The 23,356-nt window shown below is 45.1% G+C and carries 22 protein-coding genes and 1 pseudogene; 4 read left to right on the top strand and 19 right to left on the bottom strand.

The genetic code is table 11. The annotated features are described in order from the left end of the window. Positions 1-11 precede the first annotated feature (11 nt). Positions 12-1,160: a patatin-like phospholipase family protein gene (locus tag QTN94_RS05105; RefSeq protein WP_331427114.1), complete on the bottom strand. Its 1,149-nt coding sequence runs from the start codon at positions 1,158-1,160 to the stop codon at positions 12-14. Between the two features lie 7 nt (positions 1,161-1,167). Next, positions 1,168-1,260 carry a cytochrome bd-I oxidase subunit CydH gene (gene cydH, locus QTN94_RS05100; protein ID WP_138970803.1) on the bottom strand — a complete coding sequence of 31 codons (93 nt, stop codon included), beginning with the start codon at positions 1,258-1,260 and terminating at the stop codon, positions 1,168-1,170. 132 nt (positions 1,261-1,392) lie between these two features. Here cydH and QTN94_RS05095 point away from each other — a divergent pair, with 132 nt between their 5' ends. Next, positions 1,393-1,980, top strand: coding sequence for an outer membrane protein (locus QTN94_RS05095; RefSeq protein ID WP_331427111.1), 588 nt, complete (start codon positions 1,393-1,395; stop codon positions 1,978-1,980). Between the two features lie 76 nt (positions 1,981-2,056). On the opposite strand, the gene ptsG is transcribed toward QTN94_RS05095, so the two are convergent. The 14 genes from ptsG to yceD all read right to left on the bottom strand — a co-directional run bounded on the left by ptsG (position 2,057) and on the right by yceD (position 14,557). Beyond that, complete coding sequence (gene ptsG, locus QTN94_RS05090) at positions 2,057-3,487, bottom strand: PTS glucose transporter subunit IIBC (RefSeq protein ID WP_269376026.1); 1,431 nt, start codon at positions 3,485-3,487, stop codon at positions 2,057-2,059. Positions 3,488-3,936: 449 nt separating this feature from the next. Next, positions 3,937-4,701, bottom strand: coding sequence for a TatD family hydrolase (locus tag QTN94_RS05085; RefSeq protein ID WP_331418281.1), 765 nt, complete (start codon positions 4,699-4,701; stop codon positions 3,937-3,939). Beyond that, on the bottom strand, positions 4,692-5,654 hold the full coding sequence (holB, locus tag QTN94_RS05080; protein ID WP_331418282.1) for a DNA polymerase III subunit delta': 963 nt from the start codon (positions 5,652-5,654) through the stop codon (positions 4,692-4,694). The genes QTN94_RS05085 and holB overlap by 10 nt, the downstream gene beginning before the upstream one ends. Before the next feature lie 3 nt (positions 5,655-5,657). Beyond that, complete coding sequence (gene tmk / locus QTN94_RS05075) at positions 5,658-6,287, bottom strand: dTMP kinase (RefSeq protein ID WP_331418283.1); 630 nt, start codon at positions 6,285-6,287, stop codon at positions 5,658-5,660. Next, positions 6,284-7,300 (bottom strand): endolytic transglycosylase MltG, encoded by a 1,017-nt coding sequence (gene mltG / locus QTN94_RS05070; RefSeq protein WP_138970797.1) that lies wholly within the window; start codon positions 7,298-7,300, stop codon positions 6,284-6,286. Before mltG ends, tmk begins: the two co-directional genes overlap by 4 nt. After that, on the bottom strand, positions 7,297-8,100 hold the full coding sequence (gene pabC / locus QTN94_RS05065) for an aminodeoxychorismate lyase (protein WP_331427109.1): 804 nt from the start codon (positions 8,098-8,100) through the stop codon (positions 7,297-7,299). The genes mltG and pabC overlap by 4 nt, the downstream gene beginning before the upstream one ends. 112 nt (positions 8,101-8,212) lie before the next feature. Next, positions 8,213-9,454 carry a beta-ketoacyl-ACP synthase II gene (gene fabF / locus QTN94_RS05060; protein ID WP_138970795.1) on the bottom strand — a complete coding sequence of 414 codons (1,242 nt, stop codon included), beginning with the start codon at positions 9,452-9,454 and terminating at the stop codon, positions 8,213-8,215. Positions 9,455-9,544: 90 nt separating this feature from the next. Next, positions 9,545-9,778, bottom strand: a complete 234-nt coding sequence (acpP, locus tag QTN94_RS05055; protein WP_004406112.1) for an acyl carrier protein — start codon at positions 9,776-9,778, stop codon at positions 9,545-9,547. 306 nt (positions 9,779-10,084) lie between these two features. Further along, on the bottom strand, positions 10,085-10,819 hold the full coding sequence (fabG, locus tag QTN94_RS05050) for a 3-oxoacyl-ACP reductase FabG (protein WP_331418293.1): 735 nt from the start codon (positions 10,817-10,819) through the stop codon (positions 10,085-10,087). Positions 10,820-10,846: 27 nt separating this feature from the next. Continuing rightward, on the bottom strand, positions 10,847-11,770 hold the full coding sequence (fabD, locus tag QTN94_RS05045; protein ID WP_331427107.1) for an ACP S-malonyltransferase: 924 nt from the start codon (positions 11,768-11,770) through the stop codon (positions 10,847-10,849). Positions 11,771-11,836: 66 nt separating this feature from the next. Next, positions 11,837-12,787: a beta-ketoacyl-ACP synthase III gene (locus QTN94_RS05040; protein ID WP_331427105.1), complete on the bottom strand. Its 951-nt coding sequence runs from the start codon at positions 12,785-12,787 to the stop codon at positions 11,837-11,839. 5 nt (positions 12,788-12,792) lie between these two features. Further along, positions 12,793-13,818, bottom strand: a complete 1,026-nt coding sequence (plsX, locus tag QTN94_RS05035) for a phosphate acyltransferase PlsX (protein WP_138970791.1) — start codon at positions 13,816-13,818, stop codon at positions 12,793-12,795. 9 nt (positions 13,819-13,827) lie between these two features. Then, complete coding sequence (rpmF, locus tag QTN94_RS05030; protein WP_004414666.1) at positions 13,828-13,998, bottom strand: 50S ribosomal protein L32; 171 nt, start codon at positions 13,996-13,998, stop codon at positions 13,828-13,830. 31 nt (positions 13,999-14,029) lie between these two features. Next, on the bottom strand, positions 14,030-14,557 hold the full coding sequence (gene yceD, locus QTN94_RS05025; RefSeq protein ID WP_138970790.1) for a 23S rRNA accumulation protein YceD: 528 nt from the start codon (positions 14,555-14,557) through the stop codon (positions 14,030-14,032). A gap of 148 nt (positions 14,558-14,705) precedes the next feature. Here yceD and QTN94_RS05020 point away from each other — a divergent pair, with 148 nt between their 5' ends. After that, complete coding sequence (locus QTN94_RS05020) at positions 14,706-15,287, top strand: Maf family protein (RefSeq protein WP_331418287.1); 582 nt, start codon at positions 14,706-14,708, stop codon at positions 15,285-15,287. Here QTN94_RS05020 and rluC read toward each other — a convergent pair. Next, complete coding sequence (gene rluC, locus QTN94_RS05015) at positions 15,284-16,237, bottom strand: 23S rRNA pseudouridine(955/2504/2580) synthase RluC (protein ID WP_331427104.1); 954 nt, start codon at positions 16,235-16,237, stop codon at positions 15,284-15,286. The genes QTN94_RS05020 and rluC overlap by 4 nt on opposite strands. A gap of 572 nt (positions 16,238-16,809) precedes the next feature. Between rluC and rne the strand changes: the two genes are divergently transcribed. Together rne and QTN94_RS05005 are read left to right on the top strand one after the other, a co-directional pair. Next, on the top strand, positions 16,810-19,809 hold the full coding sequence (gene rne, locus QTN94_RS05010) for a ribonuclease E (RefSeq protein ID WP_331427103.1): 3,000 nt from the start codon (positions 16,810-16,812) through the stop codon (positions 19,807-19,809). Positions 19,810-20,134: 325 nt separating this feature from the next. Beyond that, positions 20,135-21,694, top strand: coding sequence for a SulP family inorganic anion transporter (locus QTN94_RS05005; protein WP_331427102.1), 1,560 nt, complete (start codon positions 20,135-20,137; stop codon positions 21,692-21,694). A 324-nt stretch (positions 21,695-22,018) separates the two neighbouring features. Here the strand turns inward: QTN94_RS05005 and QTN94_RS05000 are convergent, their stop codons facing one another. Both QTN94_RS05000 and QTN94_RS04995 read right to left on the bottom strand, forming a co-directional pair. Next, positions 22,019-22,897, bottom strand: coding sequence for a 5'-nucleotidase, lipoprotein e(P4) family (locus tag QTN94_RS05000; RefSeq protein ID WP_331427100.1), 879 nt, complete (start codon positions 22,895-22,897; stop codon positions 22,019-22,021). A 38-nt stretch (positions 22,898-22,935) separates the two neighbouring features. Beyond that, a pseudogene (locus QTN94_RS04995) lies at positions 22,936-23,356 on the bottom strand (IS66 family transposase); the annotation flags it as partial.

Below are 23,356 nucleotides of genomic sequence, written 5' to 3'. Positions count from 1 at the left end.
TATCAGCTCCCTTATTTACATACGACGGCAAGTTTATCAGTACACTGAGAAAACGCTTCTACAAAACGAAATCCAGCGTCTAAACCCGTCTGGTAGTCATGCAGAAGATCTTCTCTCTCACTCATTAGTGAACTCGATTTCAGCGCTTGTTCGGGCCTAATTTGGATAACAAAACAGTCATCAGGTGGCGAATGCAAAAACTCTTGGGTCAACGAATAGGTTTGATAGTGCACCATCAGCATATCCGCTAGGCCTGAATCAAACTTGTCCCCCAACAAATGGCTAAGTCGATAAACATCATCCGCACCAAATAGCCAACGTCCACCATTTAGTGATTCAAGATGTTTATGCTCTATTTTTTCCCGCTTAGCACGCTCAACCTGCTCGGCGAAAAACAGGTGCCAATCGTGTTTCCAGCGTCCAAGCCTTTCCTGAAAATGACCATGAATGAGATTAAACGAATCACGTAACCACATATTTTCCAATTGCTGAGTCTCAACAGGAGGCTTATCTAATAGATCATCACCTTCAGTCCGAATGACAACGATGCAACGCGCCTCTCTGCGCCACGCCTCCTGGACGGGTATCGAAGCAGAAACACCCCCATCGACATACTCGCCGTGAGGAAACTGTACTGGTTGATGATACAAGCGAGGAATCGCACACGTGGCTATGAGCACCTTTTTCCAATCTTCTTGCAACATTGGTAGGTAGTGGTCAAACAAACGCTCAGTATCGGTTACAGCGGCGTAGGCATGCCGATTTGCGAGTACCCTTCGGCCTAAATCTATATCTAGCCGGTACGGATAGTCGCTAATCTTATCCAAAGCCCAATCTAAACCAAGATACTGCTTACGACGAATATAACGAAACAGGTGGAAAAACTCAGAGTCAGTCGTCAGGTCGAGAATAAACGAGCGGCCAATACCTCTTTGGCGGCATAGGAAAGCGCACAAGTTCAATGCACCAGCCGATGTGCCATAAAAGGAGTGGAAGGGATCAAAATTGGAAAGGAGAAATGCATCAAGAACACCAGAGGTAAAAATCCCCCTTTGGCCGCCTCCCTGAGCAACCAAAGCATTCTTACCGCCAGTGTACTTTTTGAGCCTTTCAGTATCGAGTTGTACAGCAGCGTTGGTGATAACACCGCAGTTTTTCATCGAATGGCTACGCCGTCATAACAGCAGTAACAGCAAATCCGAGAAGAACAGCAAATACTGTCACTGTAATGATTAGGGCAAACTTCAGATCGTGTTGCATAGACACCTCCTTTATTGTGTAACAAAGTAATAACATCTATGTGAGCCATCTTCAATTAATACGTATTTTTTGTGTGGCATTATGATGTTAGCGTCACAATTAGCACATTACTGATCGGGAAAGAGGCTATAAATGAAACTCAAACATACCATGCCAATACTGTTACTTGTAACCAGTCCCGTGGCCTTTGCTGAGATACACATTTCACCTTGGATTGGCTACACCGCGGGAGGGAGTGTTGAAGACCAAGCTCAGAACAAACTCGACTTAACCAACTCACCAAGCTTTGCTCTGTCCATTGAAAGTGATATTGACAACGGTCGCATTGGGCTATTCTACAGCCAGCAAAATAGTGAAGTGGAAAACATCAACCTCAACTCATCCATCCACTACTTGCATCTGCAAAGCAGCATCTACTATCCGGTCGAGGACAAAATCTCAGCTTACTTGGGTATCGGGCTTGGAGCATCGTATATCAATGCGGATTGGGTTAAAGACGAAGTAGGTTTTTCAGCGAATATCTTTACGGGAATTGAATACCGAGTGTCAGACTCACTTGCGCTTAACACTCATATTCGTTGGCTAGGAACGGTCGTGGATAACGAAACCACTGGAATATGCCAATTCAACAACAGTAGTAATGACTCCTGCGTGATTAAATTCCAAACAGATTGGATGAACCAATTCTCCGCAAATCTTGGGATTAGCTGGCGCTTTTAGTCGTACACCGATACATCTTCAGAGCATGAAAGTAAAAAGGAGGCTAATGCCTCCTTTTAATCAGTATGGGGATAGATTAACCGTGGTTACGAATCCACTCATCCATTTCTGTTTTCAGGTTGTCAGACTTAGTACCGAAGATAGCCTGAACACCACCTGCTACAACAACAACACCTGCAGCGCCTAGCTGTTTTAGTTTGTCTTGGTCAACAGCTGCTGTGTCTGCAACGGCAACACGTAGGCGAGTGATACATGCGTCAAGACCAGTGATGTTAGCTTTACCGCCGAATGCAGCAACAAGTTCACCAGCTAGGTCAGAACCAGTAGCAACTGAAGTCTCTTCTGTTTCATCTTCACGACCAGGAGTCTTAAGATCCATCGCTTTGATAACTGCGCGGAATACCACGTAGTAGATTGCAGCGTAAACTAGACCTACAGCAACCATCAGACCCATCTTCTGAGAGTTACCAGAAAGAACTAGGAAGTCGATTAGACCGTGTGAGAATGAAGTACCGTGTACAAAACCTAGAGTGTTAGCAACAACGTACGCAGAACCAGCTAGTAGAGCGTGAATTCCGTAAAGCACAGGAGCAACGAATAGGAATGAGAACTCGATTGGCTCAGTGATACCTGTTAGGAATGAAGTCAGTGCAGCAGAAGCCATGATACCCATTACTTTCGCACGGTTCTCTGGTTTAGCAGAGTGAGCGATAGCGATAGCAGCAGCTGGTAGACCGAACATCTTGAACATGTAACCACCCGCTAGCTGACCGAAGCCATTGCCCGCAGCACGAGAAGCCTCATCAGCCACTAGGTAACAAGTAAGTACGCCGTTTTGAGTTTCGCCAGCAGCGTTAACACAAGTACCTGCTTCGAAGAAGAATGGTACGTTCCATACGTGGTGAAGACCGAATGGGATTAGTGAACGCTCAACGATACCGTAGATACCGAATGCAACTTGTGGGTTTTGGTGAGCAGCCCAGTCAGAGAATGATGCGATAGCACCACCGATTGGAGGCCAAACAACTGAAAGAACGATACCAAGACCAATCGCAGTAAAACCAGTGATGATTGGCACAGCACGTTTACCAGCGAAGAAACCCAAGTATTCTGGAAGTTGGATCTTGAAGAAGCGGTTGAATGCCCATGCAGCAACACCACCTACTAGGATACCACCAAGAACACCAGTATCGATTTTCTCAACACCCATAACACCAGCCATTACGCCTAGTGTTGCAGTCATGATGCCGTAACCAACGATTGCAGCAAGACCAGCTACACCGTCGTTGTTAGTAAAGCCAAGTGCCACACCTACTGCGAACAGTAGTGCCATTTGACCAAATACTGAACCGCCCGCTTGTTCCATCAAATTCGATACGATATCTGGAATAAAGCCTAGGTCGGCAGCGCCTACACCTAATAAAATACCTGCAACTGGTAACACCGATACTGGTAGCATCAGAGCTTTACCAACTTTTTGCAGGTTAGCAAAAAGGTTCTTAAACATGTTTATGCTCCTGAAAAATTATAAGAATTATTGGGCTCTAACGGCACACCCCCGTAGCCTTAAATGTTAGCACCCAAAGAAAATGTAACCACATATGACAGTATATTTTCTGCCTCTAAATATATATTGCTGGTAATCAAACTTTCTAGCGAGTTACGAAATTTAGTTTCAAACTAATATATAGATCACAATCCAAAAGCTGATTTGAAATGGATTTCACCTTAATAACATCTTGTTTTTATTAATAAAATTAATGACACTTATTAATTTCGATCGGTAAATAAAATAGACACGGTTGTTATTTCATGTAACAAAATTACAACCCGTACATTTTTAATTCTCATCTTCAACATATTTAGTAAACAAGGCTAAAAAAAACGGTAGCACGTGATCTTGGACACAAAAAAAAAGGAGCTTGTGCTCCTTTTTCTTACAAATCTCTTTTTCTATCACAAAAAAAGATTCCTGAAGTTTTCGCTGGTTTTTTGCCCAACCTCACCGAGTGAACACCCTTTAAGCTGTGCAATGTAGGAAGCCACCTCCACTACATACGCTGGTTGGTTCTGTTTACCTCGATGAGGAACGGGAGCTAAATAAGGTGAGTCGGTCTCAATAAGCAGCCTTTCAAGTGGTAAAGCTTTCACAACTTCTTTCAGCTCGGTGGCTTGGCGAAAAGTCACGATCCCAGAAATTGATATATAAAAACCCATTTCCATTGCGGCTTGAGCGAAAGGAAGATCCTCAGTGAAACAATGAATAACCCCTCCACATTTTTCCGCATGGCCATTCGCCAAAATATTCAATGTATCCTGACGTGCATTGCGAGTGTGGATAATGAGCGGCTTGTTCAGTTTTACCGCCAACTCAACTTGCTGCTCAAAGCGCAGCTTTTGAAGTTCTGCGGTCTCAGGCTGGTAGTGGTAATCAAGACCCGTTTCACCAATAGCCACAACTTTGGGGTGAGAGGCATATTCATGAAGTTGATCGAGTGCGAAATCGCTCTCAACATCGAGAGGATGAACACCACAAGATGCATAGACATTATCGTATGGTTCAATCAACTCAATCATATTAGGAAAAGAGTCAAGCGTAACACCAACAGACAGCAGATCAGTCACATTGGCCGCTTTCGCCTTAGCAACCACATCCTCTATACCATTGTGTAGCTCTTGATAATCTAATTTGTCTAAGTGACAGTGAGAATCTACGAACATATGTCCCCATTAAATTTGAACAGCCAATCAAGAATAAGCAACTCAGCATTTAACCCGGAGTGTAGTCTAAGCTGCTCTATGAGTTTGATTAATTCCTCAGTCTGTGTATACAACTTCTGATAGTCCACTAGCTGTGCTACTTGAGCAGCCCCTGGTGTAAAAGACGAGGTGTGCAAACCGTAGTGAACCTTTTGTGCATCTGCAAGCAGATACCATACCCAATTCAGTGATTCGCTAGGCTCTTGAGCAAGATCTTTAGCCAATTTGACAACGTCCCCTTGCTGTCGGCATAGGGCAAGAAACTGCGATTCGAGTTCAAGATAGTGACTCACTTTACCCTGTTGAACAAACGTCAATGTCGCGAGAGGCGCATTACCATTAATATGGGCAGCATAAGCAGGCACTTCACCAATCGACTGTTCGCTTAACCATTTGGCAACCGATTGAGATTCAGGAGCGGCCAAGTGCCACTGCTGACAACGGCTAGTAATTGTTGGTAATAGTGAATGTGAACGATGTGTTACCAGTAAGAACATACAGCTCGAAGAAGGCTCTTCTAACGTTTTAAGCAGGGCATTCGCCGCCGACTCATTCATCGCTTCGACAGGATAAATAACAAACAACCTTGCCCCAGATAGCTGTGACGATTCCTGCGCGAGTCGATTACATTGGCGAATCTGCTCGACAGTGATCGTCTTGCCCTCTTTTTCAGGCTGGATGATGTGATAGTCAGGGTGGCTTTTAGACTCCATCAACTGACATGAGTGGCAAAACCCACAAGCCTCAGCGGGATAGTTTTGACACATCACAGCCCGACTAAACTGCTCGATTAGTTGCTCGATACCCATCCCTTGTTGCGCGACGACAAGAGACGCGTTAGAAAAACGGTCAGTTTGTAGATTTGCCTGCCACTCCTGCCATAAGCCAGCCAGCCAAGGATAAAGTTGGTTCATAGGCTACGCGTTCACCCAATCACTTAACACGGCAGAGATATCCGCAGCAACCTTTGCAATAGCTTGCTCTGCATTGATAATCACAACAGAATCATCTTGATCAGCAATTTCCAAGTAGCGTTCGCGTGTTCTGTCAAAAAAGCTCATGTCCATTTTTTCAATGCGGTCAAGCTCACCACGCCCTCGAGCACGCTCTAAGCCGACACGAGGATCGAGGTCAAGATAAAGCGTTAAGTCGGGTTTGAAATCTCCCAAGGTAGTTTTTTTGAGGGCCTGCATGGTTTCATGAGGAATCTGACGGCCACCACCTTGATAAGCTTGAGAAGACATATCATGACGGTCACCAACCACCCAGACACCATCAGCAAGGGCTGGCTTTATCACATTCTCAACCAATTGAACTCTGGCAGCATACATCAATAGCAGTTCCGTCATGTCCTGCAACTCTTCACCTTGGTGATCTTGTTTCACAAGGGTACGAAGTTTTTCCGCCAATGCGGTACCACCAGGCTCACGTGTCTGCTGAATACGCTCAATCCCCGCCTGTTTGAGAGTTTCTAGAACAGCTTGAATCGCCGTGCTTTTACCAGCCCCTTCTAGGCCTTCGATAACGATGAATTTTGCGTTTTTCATTTGTTACTTCTTAATTGTTTTAGATACGCTTGAACAGCGCGGTTGTGTTCAGCCAATGTTTTAGAGAAAACGTGACCACCCTTACCGCTTGCGACAAAATAAAGATAGTTGCTATCTTCAGGATTCAACGCTGCGGCGATGGAGGCCTCACCAGGCATAGCGATCGGTGTTGGCGGCAATCCAAAAATGGTATAGGTGTTATAAGGTGTCGGAGTACGCAGATCTTTTTTGCGAATATTGCCGTCGTACTTGTCTCCCATGCCATAGATAACCGTAGGATCCGTTTGTAGTCGCATACGTTTATTGAGGCGATTTATAAACACTGCGGCAACACGTTCACGCTCCGATTCAACAGCCGTCTCTTTCTCTATAATAGAGGCAAGAATTAGGGCCTCGTACGATGTTTTAAGGGGTAAATTCGCCTGACGTTTTTCCCAGTGATCATCAAGCACTGCCTGAAGCTTAGCCGCAGCTCGCTTGATAATATCAAGATCGGACGCACCAAATGTGTAGTGGTATGTTTCTGCGAGTAGCAAACCCTCAAGCTTTTGATGTGGTAAACCCACTAACTCCGCGATTTCGGCCTCACTGAGTCCCATTAACTCGTGTTCTAAGTATGGCGATACTTCTAAAATTTCTCGCCACTCTTTGAATGTAGAACCTTCGACAAAAGTGATCGCAAACTGATGCTCTTTACCTTGTTTAAATTGCATCAAGGCTTGCTTAAGATCAAGGCCAGGCTCAAGAAGGTAGGTTCCTGCCCTAAGCTGGGTGAGTTCGGGATGAAAACGGCGTACGAACTGAACCATATCGCTCGTTTCTATCAAATCAGCTTTGGTTAGATTAGCCAAAACACGATTAAAACTCGTTCCTGATTCAATCGTGAAAATTTCGGCTTGTTCGATCTTTATAGGTTGATCCACATAGTGTTGAACCTGCTTGGCAACATAGAAGTAGCCAGCCGCAGCGAGTGCGACTACCAATAGCAGAAAAAGAGTGATTTTTTTAATCACGAGTTAACCATCTCCTGAATTCGTTTAGTTATTGTTCCTATTGCAAACGTCTTTTCACCTATCTGGTTTACCGGTGCAACACCAAGAATTGAGTTGGTGATAAATACTTCGTCGGCGTCTAGCACATCTGTCAAAGCGAAGTTGCTGACTTCGATTGCGATGCCATTCGCCTTGGCCCACTCCAAAATGACCCGTCTTATCACACCCGAAACCCCCGACTTAGAGAGATCAGGAGTACATAACTGGTTACCGCGAAGCCAAAACACGTTTGCCATGGTAGTTTCTATGACATGATCATCGATATCGAGTGCAATACCATCAGGTAAATGAGCGCCATCCATTTCGGCTTTCAGTAGCACCTGTTCAAGACGATTGTTGTGCTTATGACCAGCCAATAGTGGGTTGTGTCCAAGCCGCGTAGTGCATATACCGAGCGACAATCCTTGCTCTAGCCATTGTTCATAATGAGGCGGATAAATAAAGTCGCTAATAGTAACATTTGGTGAGTCCACTTGAGTAGGGCTATATCCCCTGCCCCCTTCGCCACGACTAATATGGAGTTTGATACCAGCCCTATTATCTGATCTCACCACTCTGTCCAACCACTGCTCTACCTGCTGCCAATCAGGATGAGGGATTTGTAACAAGTCCAAGCAAGCGTTCATGCGATCTCTATGATATGACCAGTATTGAATGGTGCCATTTCTTGTCAGCATAGTGGTAAAACAGCCATCGCCGTATTGGAATGATCGATCGGTTAAAGAGATAAAATCAGAGGGACTGCCGTTAACCAAGAACATGTCACTTCCTTATATTTGTCTGGCATCGAAGCGCGTGAAAATCTTGGCTTATTAAATAACAAAACGGCTTAATGCCAAAGCATTAAGCCGTTTTAAACCAGAAAAAGTCTAATTAGATCTTTTTAAAGACTAACGAACCGTTAGTACCGCCAAAGCCGAACGAGTTACAAATTGCATACTCCATCGATACTTCTTTAGCTGTATGAGGAACAAGATCGATATCTAGGCCTTCCTCTGGATTGTCTAGGTTGATTGTTGGTGGAACAATCTGATCAACAAGCGACATTACAGTAATGATAGCTTCAACCGAACCCGCAGCACCAAGTAGGTGACCAGTCATCGATTTCGTTGAAGACACCTTAACTTGTTTAGCACCCTCTTCACCTAGAGCGCGCTTAACGCCTTTGATTTCTGCCACATCACCTGCTGGAGTTGATGTACCGTGAGCGTTAACGTAGCCTACCTGAACACCAGTAATACCAGCATCACGCATCGCGGCTTCCATTGCTAGCGCACCACCTGAACCGTCTTCACTAGGTGAAGTCATGTGGTAAGCGTCACCAGACATACCAAAGCCAACAAGCTCAGCATAAATCTTCGCACCACGCGCTTTGGCGTGTTCGTACTCTTCAAGCACCATCATGCCTGCACCGTCACCGAGAACGAAACCATCGCGGTCTTTATCCCAAGGACGAGAAGCTTTTTGTGGCTCATCGTTACGAGTTGACAGTGCTTTCGCTGCACCAAAGCCTGCCATGCCGAGTGGCGTAGACGCTTTTTCAGCACCGCCAGCAACCATTGCATCAGCATCACCGTATGCAATCATACGAGCTGCATGACCAATGTTGTGAAGGCCAGTAGTACACGCCGTCGAGATCGCGATGTTAGGACCGCGAAGACCACGCATAATAGATAAGTTACCTGCAACCATGTTAACGATGGTTGATGGAACGAAGAATGGGCTAACTTTACGTGGGCCTTTTTCAACAAGAGCAGTATGGCCTGCTTCGATGAGATCTAGACCACCGATGCCTGAACCAATCGCTACGCCTACACGAGGTGCATTTTCTTCGTTGATTTGTAAACCAGAGTCATCTAAAGCTTGGATACCAGCTGCAATGCCGTACTGGATGAATAAATCCATTTTACGCGCATCTTTCTTAGACATGTATTCAGTACAGTCAAAGTCTTTCACTAGGCCCGCAAAGCGAGTTGAGAAATTTTCGGTATCAAAGTGTTCAATATTTACAATACCACTTTGACCAGCTAGCAAGGCTTTCCAAGATGATTCTACGGTGTTGCCTACCGGTGACAACATACCCATGCCAGTGACAACAACACGACGCTTGGACACGATTTTATTCTCCGGAATTGAAATGATTCTATGGAAGGATAGAAGTGTTAAAAAGAACACAGGCGGCCAGAAGGCCGCCTGGGAGAGATATTACTGAGCGCTGTTTACGTAGTCGATTGCAGCTTGAACAGTAGTGATTTTCTCAGCTTCTTCGTCTGGAATCTCAGTGTCGAATTCTTCTTCTAGAGCCATTACTAGTTCAACAGTGTCTAGAGAATCAGCACCTAGATCGTCAACGAATGAAGCTTCGTTTTTAACTTCAGCTTCGTCTACACCTAGCTGCTCAACAATGATTTTCTTTACGCGTTCTTCGATGTTGCTCATTTTTTCTTTTCCTTTACAGATTTCGCCTAATGCGATGATTCCGTAGTTTATTCGAACTACTGAAAGTTGCAAGAGGGACCTTGCTGGTCAAACCACAATTTTAGCGATTTTAACCGAAATTCAATACATTTTTGACTTAAATCATGCACAAATCTTGCGCATGTTCTCGTCATCAACCACAAACTATAGGCTATTTTTATGACAATAAGTAGCCTAGTTGACGACAAATCGTGCAAATTCACTTAGCTGGCAGAAATTTGAGTGAAAATTAATGAAAAAGTTCATCTTTTCTGCCAGGAAAGCGTTTTACACCATGTACATGCCGCCATTTACATGCAAAGTTTCGCCAGTAATGTAAGCTGCTTCTGGAGAAGCAAGGAATACTACTGCTGAAGCAATCTCACGTGGATCACCTAGACGACCAGCTGGAACGTTCGCCAGTGTGGTTGCGCGTTGCTCATCATTTAGCGCTTTCGTCATATCAGTTTCAATGAAACCAGGAGCAACCGTATTCACCGTTACACCGCGTGAAGCCACTTCACGAGCCATCGATTTAGTGAAACCGATAACACCCGCCTTTGCTGCTGCGTAGTTTGCTTGACCTGCATTACCCATAGTGCCAACAACAGAACCTACGTTGATAATACGACCTGAACGCTTCTTCATCATACCGCGTAGTACTGCTTTAGACATACGGAAGATTGGCGTTAGGTTAGTGTCGATGATGTCATCCCACTCAGAGTCTTTCATACGCATTAGTAGGTTATCACGAGTGATACCAGCGTTGTTCACTAGAATGTCGATTGCACCGAACTCGTCGTTAATAGTCTTAAGCGTTGCTTCAATTGACTCAACGTCAGTTACGTTTAGTGCGAGACCTTTACCATTTTCACCAAGGTACTCGCTGATCGCCGCAGCACCACTTTCAGACGTTGCTGTACCAATAACGGTTGCACCGCGCTCAACAAGCAGTTCAGCGATAGCGCGACCAATACCACGACTAGCACCAGTTACTAGAGCAATCTTGCCTTCTAGGTTCATCATGTTCGTTATTCCTTAAATTCTTTATTACTTAGCAGCTTCTAGAGATGCAACATCATTCACAGCTGCGCCGCCTAGCGTCTTAACAATGCGTTTTGTCAGGCCAGTGAGAACTTTACCAGGGCCAAGTTCCAATAGCGTCTCAACACCTTGCTCACTCATCAGTTGCACGCTTTCAGTCCAACGAACTGGGCTGTATAGCTGGCGTACCAGTGCGTCTTTGATTTTCACTGGGTCCGTTTCTGCTGCGACATCAACGTTGTTAATCACTGGGAACTGAGGTGCGTTAAATTCGATCTCTTCAAGAGCAACCGCTAGCTTGTCAGCCGCAGGCTTCATTAGTGCACAGTGTGAAGGCACTGATACAGGTAGAGGAAGTGCACGCTTAGCGCCCGCTTCTTTACAAAGTGCGCCTGCACGTTCTACCGCATCTTTACTACCAGCGATGACTACCTGACCTGGAGAGTTAAAGTTAACTGGTGATACAACGTCACCTTGTGCTGCTTCTTCACACGCTTTCGCAATTGCATCATCGTCTAAACCAATGATTGCGTACATTGCACCTGTGCCAGCTGGCACCGCTTCTTGCATTAGCTGACCACGAAGCTGAACAAGCTTAATCGCTTGTTTAAAGTCAATAACACCCGCACAAACTAGCGCAGAGTATTCACCTAGGCTGTGACCCGCTAGGTTAGCTGGTTGCTCAAGGCCAAGCTCTTGCCACACACGCCAGATAGCAACAGAAGAAGCTAGCAATGCTGGCTGAGTACGGTGCGTTTGATTGAGATCTTCAGCAGGACCATTTTGGACGAGTGCCCATAGGTCGTAGCCAAGAGCGTCAGACGCTTCAGCAAATGTTTGTTCAACTACGTCATACTGTTCGCCAAGTTCAGCGAGCATACCTACAGCTTGAGAACCCTGACCTGGAAATACGATAGCAAACTTGCTCATTTTCTTTTCCTTAAAACAAAGTAAGAAAGATGCGACTAAGCACCTTAATCATAAATTTCGTCTGGCTTAGAATTTGACTAAAGCCGAGCCCCATGTGAAGCCGCCACCGAATGCTTCAAGCAACAGTGTCTGGCCACGCTTGATACGCCCATCACGTACGGCTTCATCTAGCGCAGTTGGTACCGTCGCCGCCGACGTGTTGCCGTGTCTATCTAGGGTAATGACCACTTGATCCAGTGACATTGATAACTTTTTGGCCGTAGCAGAAATAATGCGATAGTTCGCCTGATGTGGAACTAACCAGTCTAATTCAGACTTGTGCATGTCATTCGCGGCAAGCGTATCTTTAACCAGCTTAGAAAGCTGAGTCACCGCAACCTTGAACACTTCATTACCTGCCATGTGTAACCACTTGTCAGCGTCTTTACCACGTTCAGGTACTGCAAGGCTGAGTAGCTCACCAAAGCGACCATCTGAATAAATGTGAGTCGAAAGAATGCCTGGTTCTTCGCTCTGCCCTACTACGACTGCACCCGCACCGTCACCAAACAAAATAATGGTCGAACGGTCTGTCGGGTCACAAGTTTTAGAAAGTGCGTCAGAACCAATCACCAGCACATTTTTGCACATGCCCGATTTGATATGTTGATCCGCAACAGACAGAGCATATACAAAACCTGAACATGCCGCTGCTAAGTCAAATGCTGGACAACCTTTTATCTCAAGCTTGGCTTGAACCTGACATGCAGACGATGGGAATGTATGGCTGCCACTTGTTGTCGCGACAATAATAAGGTCAATATCGTTTTTATCGATACCTGCCATTTCAATCGCATTTTTCGCAGCGATATAACCCATGTCGGCAACTGTCTCGTTCTCAGCAGCAATGCGACGTTCTTTAATACCCGTGCGAGTAACAATCCACTCATCACTAGTATCTACCATTTTCTCTAGGTCTGCGTTAGTACGCACCTGAGATGGCAGGTAGCTGCCAGTACCTAAAATTTTGCTATACATGAAGACTAATAATGCCTCTCGAGTAAAACCGCTTCCAAACGATCGCTAATACGACTGGGTACTTGTCGTTTGACCTCATGCAGTGCTTCACCAATCGCGTTGATGACTGCGTCTACGTCAGCACTTCCGTGGCTTTTTATGACAATGCCGCGCAATCCTAGCAAACTTGCGCCGTTATACTGGTCGGGGTTCAATGTTTTTAGCTCATTAAATAAGCCAGAAAATAATTTTCTTGCAATCCACCCCTTTAGAGATGAGGTCATCATGCTCGATTTTAACTTATCAATAAATAGCTGAGCTGTGCCTTCACAGGCTTTAAGACAAACATTGCCCACGAAACCATCACAAACAACAACATCTGCGGCATCGTGTAATAGCTGGTTACCTTCAATGTAACCAACAAAATTAACCGAATGAGTCTGAGCGAGCATCTCCGCGCAACGCTTTACAAGGTCATTACCTTTAATTTCCTCGGCGCCGATATTGAGAATCGCGACACGAGGCGCTCGCTGCAAATATTGCTCGGCCAGAGCGCTACCCATGACAGCGAATTGAAACAGTGAATCGGCATCACTTGATACATTCGCCCCTAAATCGAGCATCCAGGTTCGTCCCCCGGAGGCGGTAGGTAACGCAGAGATAAGAGCAGGCCTTTCGATTCCAGGTAACAATTTCAACTTGAAACGAGACAGTGCCATCAAAGCGCCCGTGTTACCACAACTTACGCAAGCGTCCGCTTGATTTTCAGCGACCAATTCAATTGCAGTGGCCATTGACGTGCCGTGGCTATTTCTAAGTGCAAGAGAAGGTTTTTCTGAGTTGGAGATCACTCGGTCAGTATGCTGGATACTCAAACGCGTATCCTGTTTATAACCAAGAGAAGATAATTGAGACGTGATCGCGGTTTGATCACCAATAAGGATCACTTTTAGCTCTGGGAAATGCGACAGTGCCTGCACGGCGGCAGGCACTGTGACGCGAGGACCGAAATCCCCGCCCATTGCATCAAGTGCAACGGTTATATTTTGCAAAGGTCAACCTTACTTGTTGATAACCTTTTTGCCACGGTAGTAACCTTCAGCAGTTACGTTGTGGCGTAGGTGAGTTTCACCTGAAGTTGCGTCTACAGAAAGTGCTGCTGTAGTTAGTGCATCGTGTGAACGACGCATGCCACGCATTGAACGTGATTTCTTGCTCTTTTGTACGGCCATTGACCCTACTCCTATGTAAGTTCTTAAAGAATTACTTCTTTAAGCTTTTTAAAACGTCAAATGGATTCGGTTTCTTTTCTTCCACAATTTCTTCTGGAAGTTTACCAAACACCATATTATCTGAATCAACGCTACAGTCCGCTTCATCGTGCATTGCTATTTGAGGCAAGTTTAGAATGAACTCGTCTTCAACTAACTGTATTAGGTCTATTTCACCGTACTCGTTCAGATCTACCAAATCGTACTCTTCCGGTGCTTCCTCTTCAGTCTTTTCACCGTAATACGGTGTATAAGTGAATTGGACGTCGCACTCATGTGCGAAAACCTCATTACAGCGTTGACACTCTAAGTCGACCACGATGTTAGCTTTACCAGAGATAACAACGAGTCGCTGCTCATCTAAGTCAAATGACATTGACACTTGGGCGTCGCGTTTAACGCCTTCAACTGATTCCTCTAAGCGCTTAAAGAGACTAACTTGAATAATACCTTCAACATCTAGTCGCTTTTGAGCAGCGCGTGACGGATCAATCGTACGCGGTATTTTTACCTTTTGCATAGGGCGCGAATTTTATCTTCCAAATCGTTTAGAGTCAAAGAAAAAGGGCAAAAAGTTGTACTTTTTTTCCTTCTCCTCAAGAGAGCTAGTATCACAACCATAATATAGATTAAGCTCACACTAACCCGCTGTTAGATTGTAAATTAAAATGCAGAATTACCAACTAGTTTTAGCCTCAACATCACCATACCGCCAACAACTGCTCAATAAATTGGCAGTTTCATTTATTACTGCCTCTCCACAATTTGATGAAACACCCTTAGAGCACGAAACACCTATTGAGCTAGTTTCACGCTTAGCCAAAGGAAAAGCAGAGTCATGTCAGGTTGAAGAAACGGCTTTGATCATTGGTAGCGACCAAGTGTGTGTGATTGACGGTCGAATCATTGGTAAACCACTTACCGAGCAAAAAGCGATTGAGCAATTGACACAACAAAGTGGTCAATCGATTCAGTTTTTCACTGGTCTGGCTGTGCACAACAACCTCACCAAGCAGACAGAGGTTAAGGTCGACACCTTTACGGTCCATTTTCGCTCACTAAGCCAACAGCAAATAGAAAGTTACGTGGCTAAAGAGCAACCACTATACTGTGCTGGCAGCTTCAAGAGTGAAGGTTTGGGTATCGCGCTATTCGAGCGACTCGAAGGCAAAGATCCAAACACCTTGGTCGGATTACCATTGATCGACTTGATTGATATGTTACGCAACCAAGGGTTTGAGGTGCTCTAACGAGCAGTACTTGCTCTTAGACCTACCAGTGTCTTTTCTAACTTCGGTTCCATCGGCGCATTAATTTCCATCCATTCATCATTAGAAGGGTGCTGAAACTTAATATTCGCCGCATGAAGGAAAAGACGATCTAGCCCTACTTTCGCCGTGTATGCATCAAAACGTCGGTCACCGTATCTGTCGTCCCACGCTATCGGATGACCCGTGTACTGAGTATGCACGCGAATTTGATGGGTACGACCCGTAATAGGGCTTGCTTGTATCAGTGTTGCATCGGCAAACTTCTCGATAATCTTAAATCGAGTTTCTGATGGTTTACCGTTAGGGTTCACTCGCACAATGCTGTTAACTTCATTTTTAAGCAAAGGGGCGTTGACAACCTTACAACTGCTTTTCCACTCACCCATGACTAAAGCGAAGTAATACTTCTGAACGGTCTTTTCACGAAATTGCGCTTGTAAGTGACGTAGCGCTGAACGTTTTTTCGCCACCAACAAGATTCCCGACGTATCTCGGTCAATGCGATGCACCAGTTCAAGAAAACGTGCTTCTGGACGTAACGCCCTTAACGCTTCAATGGCTCCAAACTTTAGACCACTTCCGCCATGCACTGCTGTACCTGAAGGTTTATTTAAAACCAACATATGATCATCTTCATAGATAATCATGTGCTCAAGCTCAGCCACCTTATTTAACTTTGTACTAGGGGCGACTTCATCGGCTTTTTCTTCAACGGTGACTGGTGGAATTCGGATCAGATCCCCAGCTTTCAGCTTATATTCCGCTTTGACACGTTTTTTGTTTACTCGTACCTCTCCCTTACGCAAGATTCGATAAACCATGCTTTTAGGGATACTTTTCAACTGGTTGCGTAAGAAGTTATCAATACGCTGACCCGCCATATCTTCGTCTATGTCGACAAACTGGACTTTTGTTCTTATTTCACTCATCTGATTATTCTATCATTCAAAGTTGCGCAAAATCACATTTTCTTCGCAACATATTGGAAAATGGCTCAACTAATAATGGATGCAAGATCCGCTACGAATAAAAATTCATCGACTTTATTACAATTTCATAAATTAGGCTCAATAAAACCTATAAAACAGATACTTACGGAAAATAAAATCGGCTTTTTTAGCGAATTATTATAAAGCAGATTGCTGACTTTAATGGGTACTGCTATAGTTCACCCCTGCAATAAGTGATTTGGTTGCCTTTTAAACAAACCAACTCATTTTTGAGCAATAATTTGAGTAGCCCGTTAATTTACCAAAATGCAGCACACGGCGTAAGACATTTTTGAAATTAACAATCTTGTCACCCTACTCGTCGCCGATCATGTTGAGTGTTTACCGCCAATAATGCGGCTCACAAGCTAAACGAGAAAGCTTGTGAGACTGAAGTGCCCGAGCGCATCCCTCCAGCCGGGAGGCTGCAAAGATTAAGCCATGGGATCTGGCACCATGAAAGCGATAGCAATGACAAGTAATAAAACAAAGAATGACAACGAGATTTATCAATGAAAAGAATGTTAATTAACGCAACTCAAAAAGAAGAGTTGCGTGTTGCTTTGGTTGATGGTCAGCGCCTGTACGATTTGGATATCGAAAGCCCTGGACATGAATCAAAAAAAGCAAATATCTACAAAGGACGTATCACTCGCATCGAACCTAGCCTTGAAGCGGCTTTCGTTGACTATGGTGCAGAAAGACACGGCTTCCTCCCTCTTAAAGAAATTGCCCGCGAATATTTCCCTGAAGGTTACACCTACCAAGGTCGTCCAAGCATTAAAGAAGTGCTTACTGAAGGCCAAGAAGTAATCGTACAAGTTGAAAAAGAAGAACGCGGTAGCAAGGGCGCAGCTCTTACTACGTTCATCTCGCTTGCGGGTAGCTACCTAGTTCTTATGCCAAATAACCCTCGTGCCGGTGGTATTTCTCGCCGTATCGAAGGTGATGAGCGTACTCAACTCAAATCAGCACTTAGCACATTAGAACTACCGCAAGGTATGGGCCTAATTGTTCGTACTGCGGGTGTTGGTAAGAGTGCAGAAGAACTTGAGTGGGATTTAAACGTGCTTTTGAACCACTGGGGCGCAATTAAGCAGGCTTCAGATGCAAACGCGGCACCTTTCCTAATCCACCAGGAAAGCAACGTTATTGTTCGAGCGATTCGTGATTACCTACGTCGTGACATTGGCGAAATTCTTATCGATAGCAACACCATTTACGAACGTGCTCTTGAGCACATCCGTTTGGTTCGTCCAGACTTCGTAAATCGTGTTAAGAAATACGATGGTGAAGTTCCGCTGTTTAGTCACTACCAAATAGAGAGCCAAATTGAGTCGGCCTTCCAACGTGAAGTTCGTCTTCCATCGGGTGGTTCAATCGTTATTGACCCAACAGAAGCTCTTACATCTATCGACATTAACTCTGCTCGCGCAACTAAGGGCGGTGATATCGAAGAGACAGCGTTAAACACTAACTTAGAGGCAGCGGAAGAAATTGCACGTCAACTTCGTCTACGCGATCTCGGTGGTCTAGTGGTTATCGACTTTATCGATATGACTCCAGTTCGACACCAGCGTGAAGTAGAGAACCGACTACGCGACTCTGTTCGCATGGATCGTGCACGTGTACAAATAGGCCGAATTTCTCGCTTCGGTTTGTTAGAAATGTCTCGTCAACGTCTTAGCCCTTCGCTAGCAGAAGCAAGTCACCATATTTGCCCTCGCTGTACAGGTACTGGCGTAGTTCGTGACAACGAATCTCTTGCATTGTCTGTTCTTCGTCTGATTGAAGAAGAGGCATTGAAAGACAATACAGCTCAGGTTCTTGCAGTTGTACCTGTGCCTATCGCTTCTTACCTATTAAATGAGAAGCGCCGCTCAGTGAACTACATTGAGCGCATTCAAGACGTTAAAATTACTGTTGTACCAAATTCTGATATGGAAACGCCGCACTTTGACGTGATCCGTATCCGCGAAGGCGAAGAGTTTGATCTTCTCTCTTACCTATTGCCTCAGAAAATCGAAGCAATGAAAGAGGCTGAAGGTAAAGAACCTGCAGAAGTTGATATTAAGCCTAAGAAAATTGAAGAGCCTGCTCTGAAAGGTTTCGCGGCACCAACACAGTCAGCACCTGCTCCTAGCCCAGTAAAAGCGCCTGAGAAGAAAGCAGACAACGCGGAACAACAAGAGTCACAACCTGGTCTTGTAAGCCGCTTCTTTAAAGCTTTAGGCAGCTTCCTTTTCGGCTCTTCACAAAAAGAGCAGGATCAAGAGAAGCAACAGCAGAACGAGCGTAAAGACGGTAACCGTAACAACCGTAACCGCCGTAATCGCAATGATAACCGTCGTCGCAGCAACCGCGATAACCGCAACGAAAGTCGTAACGAAAACCGTGAAGACAAGCGCGATAATAAGCGTAAGAACACACGTGACGAAGCGAAGAGCGAAGTAAAAGCGAACGAACGTAGTAAGCAGCAACAAAACCGTAAGCCTAAACAGGAACCACGTCGCAACAAGCGTGACGATGTTAAGGAAAGCAAAGTTGCTGAAGAAGGCCTGAAACTGGCGGCTGATGCACAACTTAATGAGAAGCCAGAAGCAGCTAAAGAACGTTCTGAAGAGAAAGCGGCAAAAGTGAAAGAGCGCCGCCAGCGTCGCAAACTTTCTAAGCAAGTTCGTGTTAAAGATCAAGAGGCACAAGCTAAAGCTGACGAAGAAGCAAAACTGATTGCTAGCGATGCTAAAGCAGAGATGTTCGAAGAAGCTGTTGTGGAAGCTGAAGCAGAAGAGTCTGCTGAGCAACCAAAACAACGTCGTAACCGTCGTTCGCCTCGTCACTTACGTGCTAGTGGACAACGTCGCCGTCGCGGTCGTGACCGTCGTCCTAACCCATTCCGTTTACGTAAGGGTGGCGTAGCCTCTCCTGAGATGGCGATGGGTAAAGTGATGCCAAGCTACGGTATTATTAAGCCAGCACCTAAACACGCGAAGGCTGATAAAGTTGAGTCTCCTGTGGTTGAAGCGGTTGTCGTTGAAACAGCAACGAGCACTTTAGGTGGTTTCGCTTGCCCAGAAATGGCAATGGGCAAAGTCATCATTCGCCGTGAAGAACCAGTGATTGTTGAAGCGCAACAAGCTGTGGTTACTGAAGTGGCTGATGAAGCTCCAGCGGTTGAAAACGAAATCGTTGAAGTTGCAGTGGTTGAAGTTGAAACAGTTGAGGTTGAAGCGGTTGAAACGGCTCCAGTAGCTGAGGTTGTAGAGCAATCTGAACCTACAGTTATTCAAGCTGAGCCAGTTATCGAAGCCACAACTTCTGAAATCTTGGTACCTCAAGGCTTTAAAGGTCACGCAAGTGCTCCTATGGCAAAAGCCCCTGGCAACAAAGAGATGAAAGAGATCACTGTAGTCTCAGCTCCGCTTAAAGAAGACCGTTACCAGTCTCGTGGCGCAGGCAGCCAAGTTGCTACAAACCAAGCTGGCGCAGTAATGACCAAACCTCAGTTTTAGTCATCACTGATCTGTTGATAAACAGCCTCTAGTTAGAGGCTGTTTTTTTATCTCTTGCAAACTTCAATGTAAGCAAACACCTACAATGAAACTGATTAAGCGATTTGCATCTATTGATCACAAATATGGTTCAATACTGGCTCCAATCTTGAACTTAATCACACTTTTCGGTAGCATTCGCCGACTCGACCTGAATCTATACTCTACGTAATTAACCACCGAGAGTATTTCATTTAGTCACTCTGCTCTTTTACATTGCATTTTGCCCAGTGACGACTAAATACAATTCAGACTACTTATAACCACTTAGCCAAACTGAGCAAACATGTTTGAATTCCCACAATTTTCAAAACACTCTGTAAAAAATGATGTTTTATCAGGTTTAACCGTTGCACTTGCCTTGGTTCCTGAAGCCGTCGCATTCGCTTTTGTCGCGGGTGTTGACCCAATGGTCGGATTATACGCCGCTTTCATCGTTGGCCTAATCACCTCAATTTTTGGCGGTCGTCCAGGAATGATCTCTGGTGCAACAGGCGCGATGGCCGTTGTTATGGTCTCTCTGGTTGCGTCACACGGCGTACAATACCTCTTCGCCGCTATCTTGCTCGCAGGTATCCTACAGATTGCTGCTGGTCTATTTAAACTCGGCAAATTCATTCGTATCGTGCCACATCCTGTTATGATCGGTTTCGTTAATGGTTTGGCGATTGTGATCTTCTTAGCACAGCTTGGTCAATTTAAAGCACCGGATATCAATGGTATGCTGACTTGGTTACCACAAGACCAGATGATGTTGATGCTTGGTCTCGTTGCGCTTACGATGGCTATCATTCATTTCTTACCTAAGTTCACAACTGCCGTCCCTTCATCACTGGTGGCTATCGTGACGGTAAGTGCTCTAGTTATTGGCTTAGATCTGGAAACACGTACCGTTGTTGACTTCTTACGCACTATGTCAAGGGATGAAGCCGCAACGCTAGCAGGTTCATTACCGACTTTCTCGATCCCTGCAGTACCGTTGACATTTGAGACGCTGCAAATCATCTTGCCATACGCCATCATTCTTGCGGCTATCGGCCTGATTGAATCTCTGCTTACACTGACAGTACTTGATGAGATGACGAACAGTCGTGGCCAGTCTAACCGCGAATGTATCGGTCAAGGTATGGCAAACATGACCTGTTCCGTATTTGGGGCAATGGGTGGTTGTGCGATGATTGGTCAATCAATGATCAACGTAAACTCAGGTGGCCGTGGTCGCCTGTCGGGTATCGTCGCGGCAGTTGCACTGCTGATGTTCATCCTGTTTGCTTCCGCGCTGATCGAAATGATTCCACTCGCGGCACTTGTTGGTGTGATGTTCATGGTGGTTATCGGCACATTTGAATGGGCAACCTTTAAACTCGCTCGTCGTGTACCTAAGCAAGATTTCTTTGTTATTGTATTGGTAACCGTCGTTACTGTACTCACTGACCTTGCTATCGCTGTCTTTGTCGGTGTGATTGCGTCCGCTCTGATGTTTGCTTGGCAGCACGCTAAACACATTTACGCGGATACCTGCATTAACGAGGAAGGCTCAAAAGAGTACAAGATCCACGGTCCAGTATTCTTTGGCTCAGTGGCTAATTTCCTAGAAATTTTCGATGCAATCAAAGACCCTAGCGATGTTATTGTCGATTTCGCAGATTCACGCGTCACTGACCATTCTGCTATCGAAGCGATTGAAACCCTTGCAGAGCGCTATTCTGCTCAAGGTAAGACATTACATCTGCGCCATTTAAGCCCTGACTGCCGTAAACTGCTCCACAAGGCGGGTAGTCTGGTCGAAATTAACGTCAAAGAAGACCCAAGCTACAAGGTCGCCACTGACGTGCTTGCGGGCTAATCCGCTCACATATGCAAAGGGCTTCCAAATGGAAGCCCTTTTCTTTGTTATATCCTTAGACTTATACAGGGGTCTACACCCAAACCGCCAAAATTTCCGAACTGACAGTCCTTTGATCTGCCCCTTTGAGCGACATCGCTATATGAGTAGATTGGCTATCGGTGAGTTTAGCCAACTGACTGACGAGTTTACAGTTGCTGCTTACTTTAAGTGTAGCAATAATTAGGGGGAACATAGCGAACCCAATTTGGCTGACACCAGATTTTAAGCACCCTTCAATTTAAGCCCCACTTGGGGCTTAAATGTTAGTTGTATCATTTAAAATTAGTTGCCGTCCCAAGCAGATTTTGTAGCGGCGTTAATGAGGACTTCTCGGTTTTCTTTACTCTGAAGTGGCTCTGAATCACCAAAAATAGCTGCGATCCAATGACCATCGGTTGGATTAGGAAAAAGAATGTACTTGCTACCGTATAGCTCTTTATCTTCTTCCATTTTAGCTATACGACCATCTACATCACCTTTGATGTAGTATTTACGCTTAAAGTCATTCAAGTTATCGCCAAGAAAGACAATGACGTTATAGCCTTTTAAAATTTCTTTCTGACGCGTTTCTTTGTTGGATGTGTCCATGAGTACAGTCAGATGAGAGTCGTCTTTCAAAGGGAATCCCATTGCCAGAATATTTTGTTTGGCTAGCTCCCATGTCGGAGCTCCTTGATTGCGTGAAGTGACATAGAAAATATCGACATTTTTGCTATTCACATATTCAAGAAAATCACTTGCTCCAAACGATGGGATCATACCATTAGTTGGAACCCATTCATCCCAAATTGGATCTTCGAAGAAATCCTTGTTGTGTTTTATTAAGTGTCCCCAATATTCAAGAGGAAGTACCAGAGTATCATCAAGATCTGTCACAATAGCTAAAGGTTTGTCTCCTTTTTTGTGTTCCGAAAGTGCTTTGTCAATGTGCATTTTCGCCACATTGAACCCTTGATAATAGAGTGCTCGATATTCTGCTGCTGTTTGTTTCCAAGCAACAGCATAGCCTAGTAAGTTATTTTCATTAGTCGTTTCGGCAGCGGAAGATAGATTTGGAAGTAGAGCCGCTAAGGTAGCTATACTAACGGTAGTAATGTTTTTCATTAGTTTTTTCATTGTCAAATTCAATCCTTTTGTGTAAACAACGGCATTATTAAACATGATGCGTATCCGCCCCATGATCCCACGGGGCGACACTGCTAGTGTTTGAAGTTCCAAGGCAGGAGCGCATCGATATCTGGCTCCGCTTTCGCCAGCTCTTTCATACACTTGACCATATAGTCGTAAAGGATAAGACCATTGGCTTTCGCGGTCTCGACGATACTGTAAAGCATCGCACTCGCTTCAGCTCCATTGGGATTGGTCGAGAAGAGCCAGAGTTCTTTCTCCCAATAACCAGCGGTTTTATTGCGCGTTCAGCACGATTATTATCTATCGATAAATGACCGTCATCGATATAGCGGATAAGTTTCGGCCATTGGCCTAGCGTGTACTTTATCGCTTTACCCAGCGGGCTAGACTCAAGCACTTGTTGAGTTGTCATCCATTCGTAAAGCTCATCGAGTATCGGTTTGGCGTCTGTTTGACGCTCTGCTCTTCGTTTTTCAGCAGACTCACCTT

This window comes from Vibrio sp. M250220 (assembly GCF_036533795.1).
Lineage (GTDB): Bacteria > Pseudomonadota > Gammaproteobacteria > Enterobacterales > Vibrionaceae > Vibrio.
Note: the sequence above shows the minus strand (reverse complement) of the source record. Positions and strands in the feature narration are given on the sequence as shown.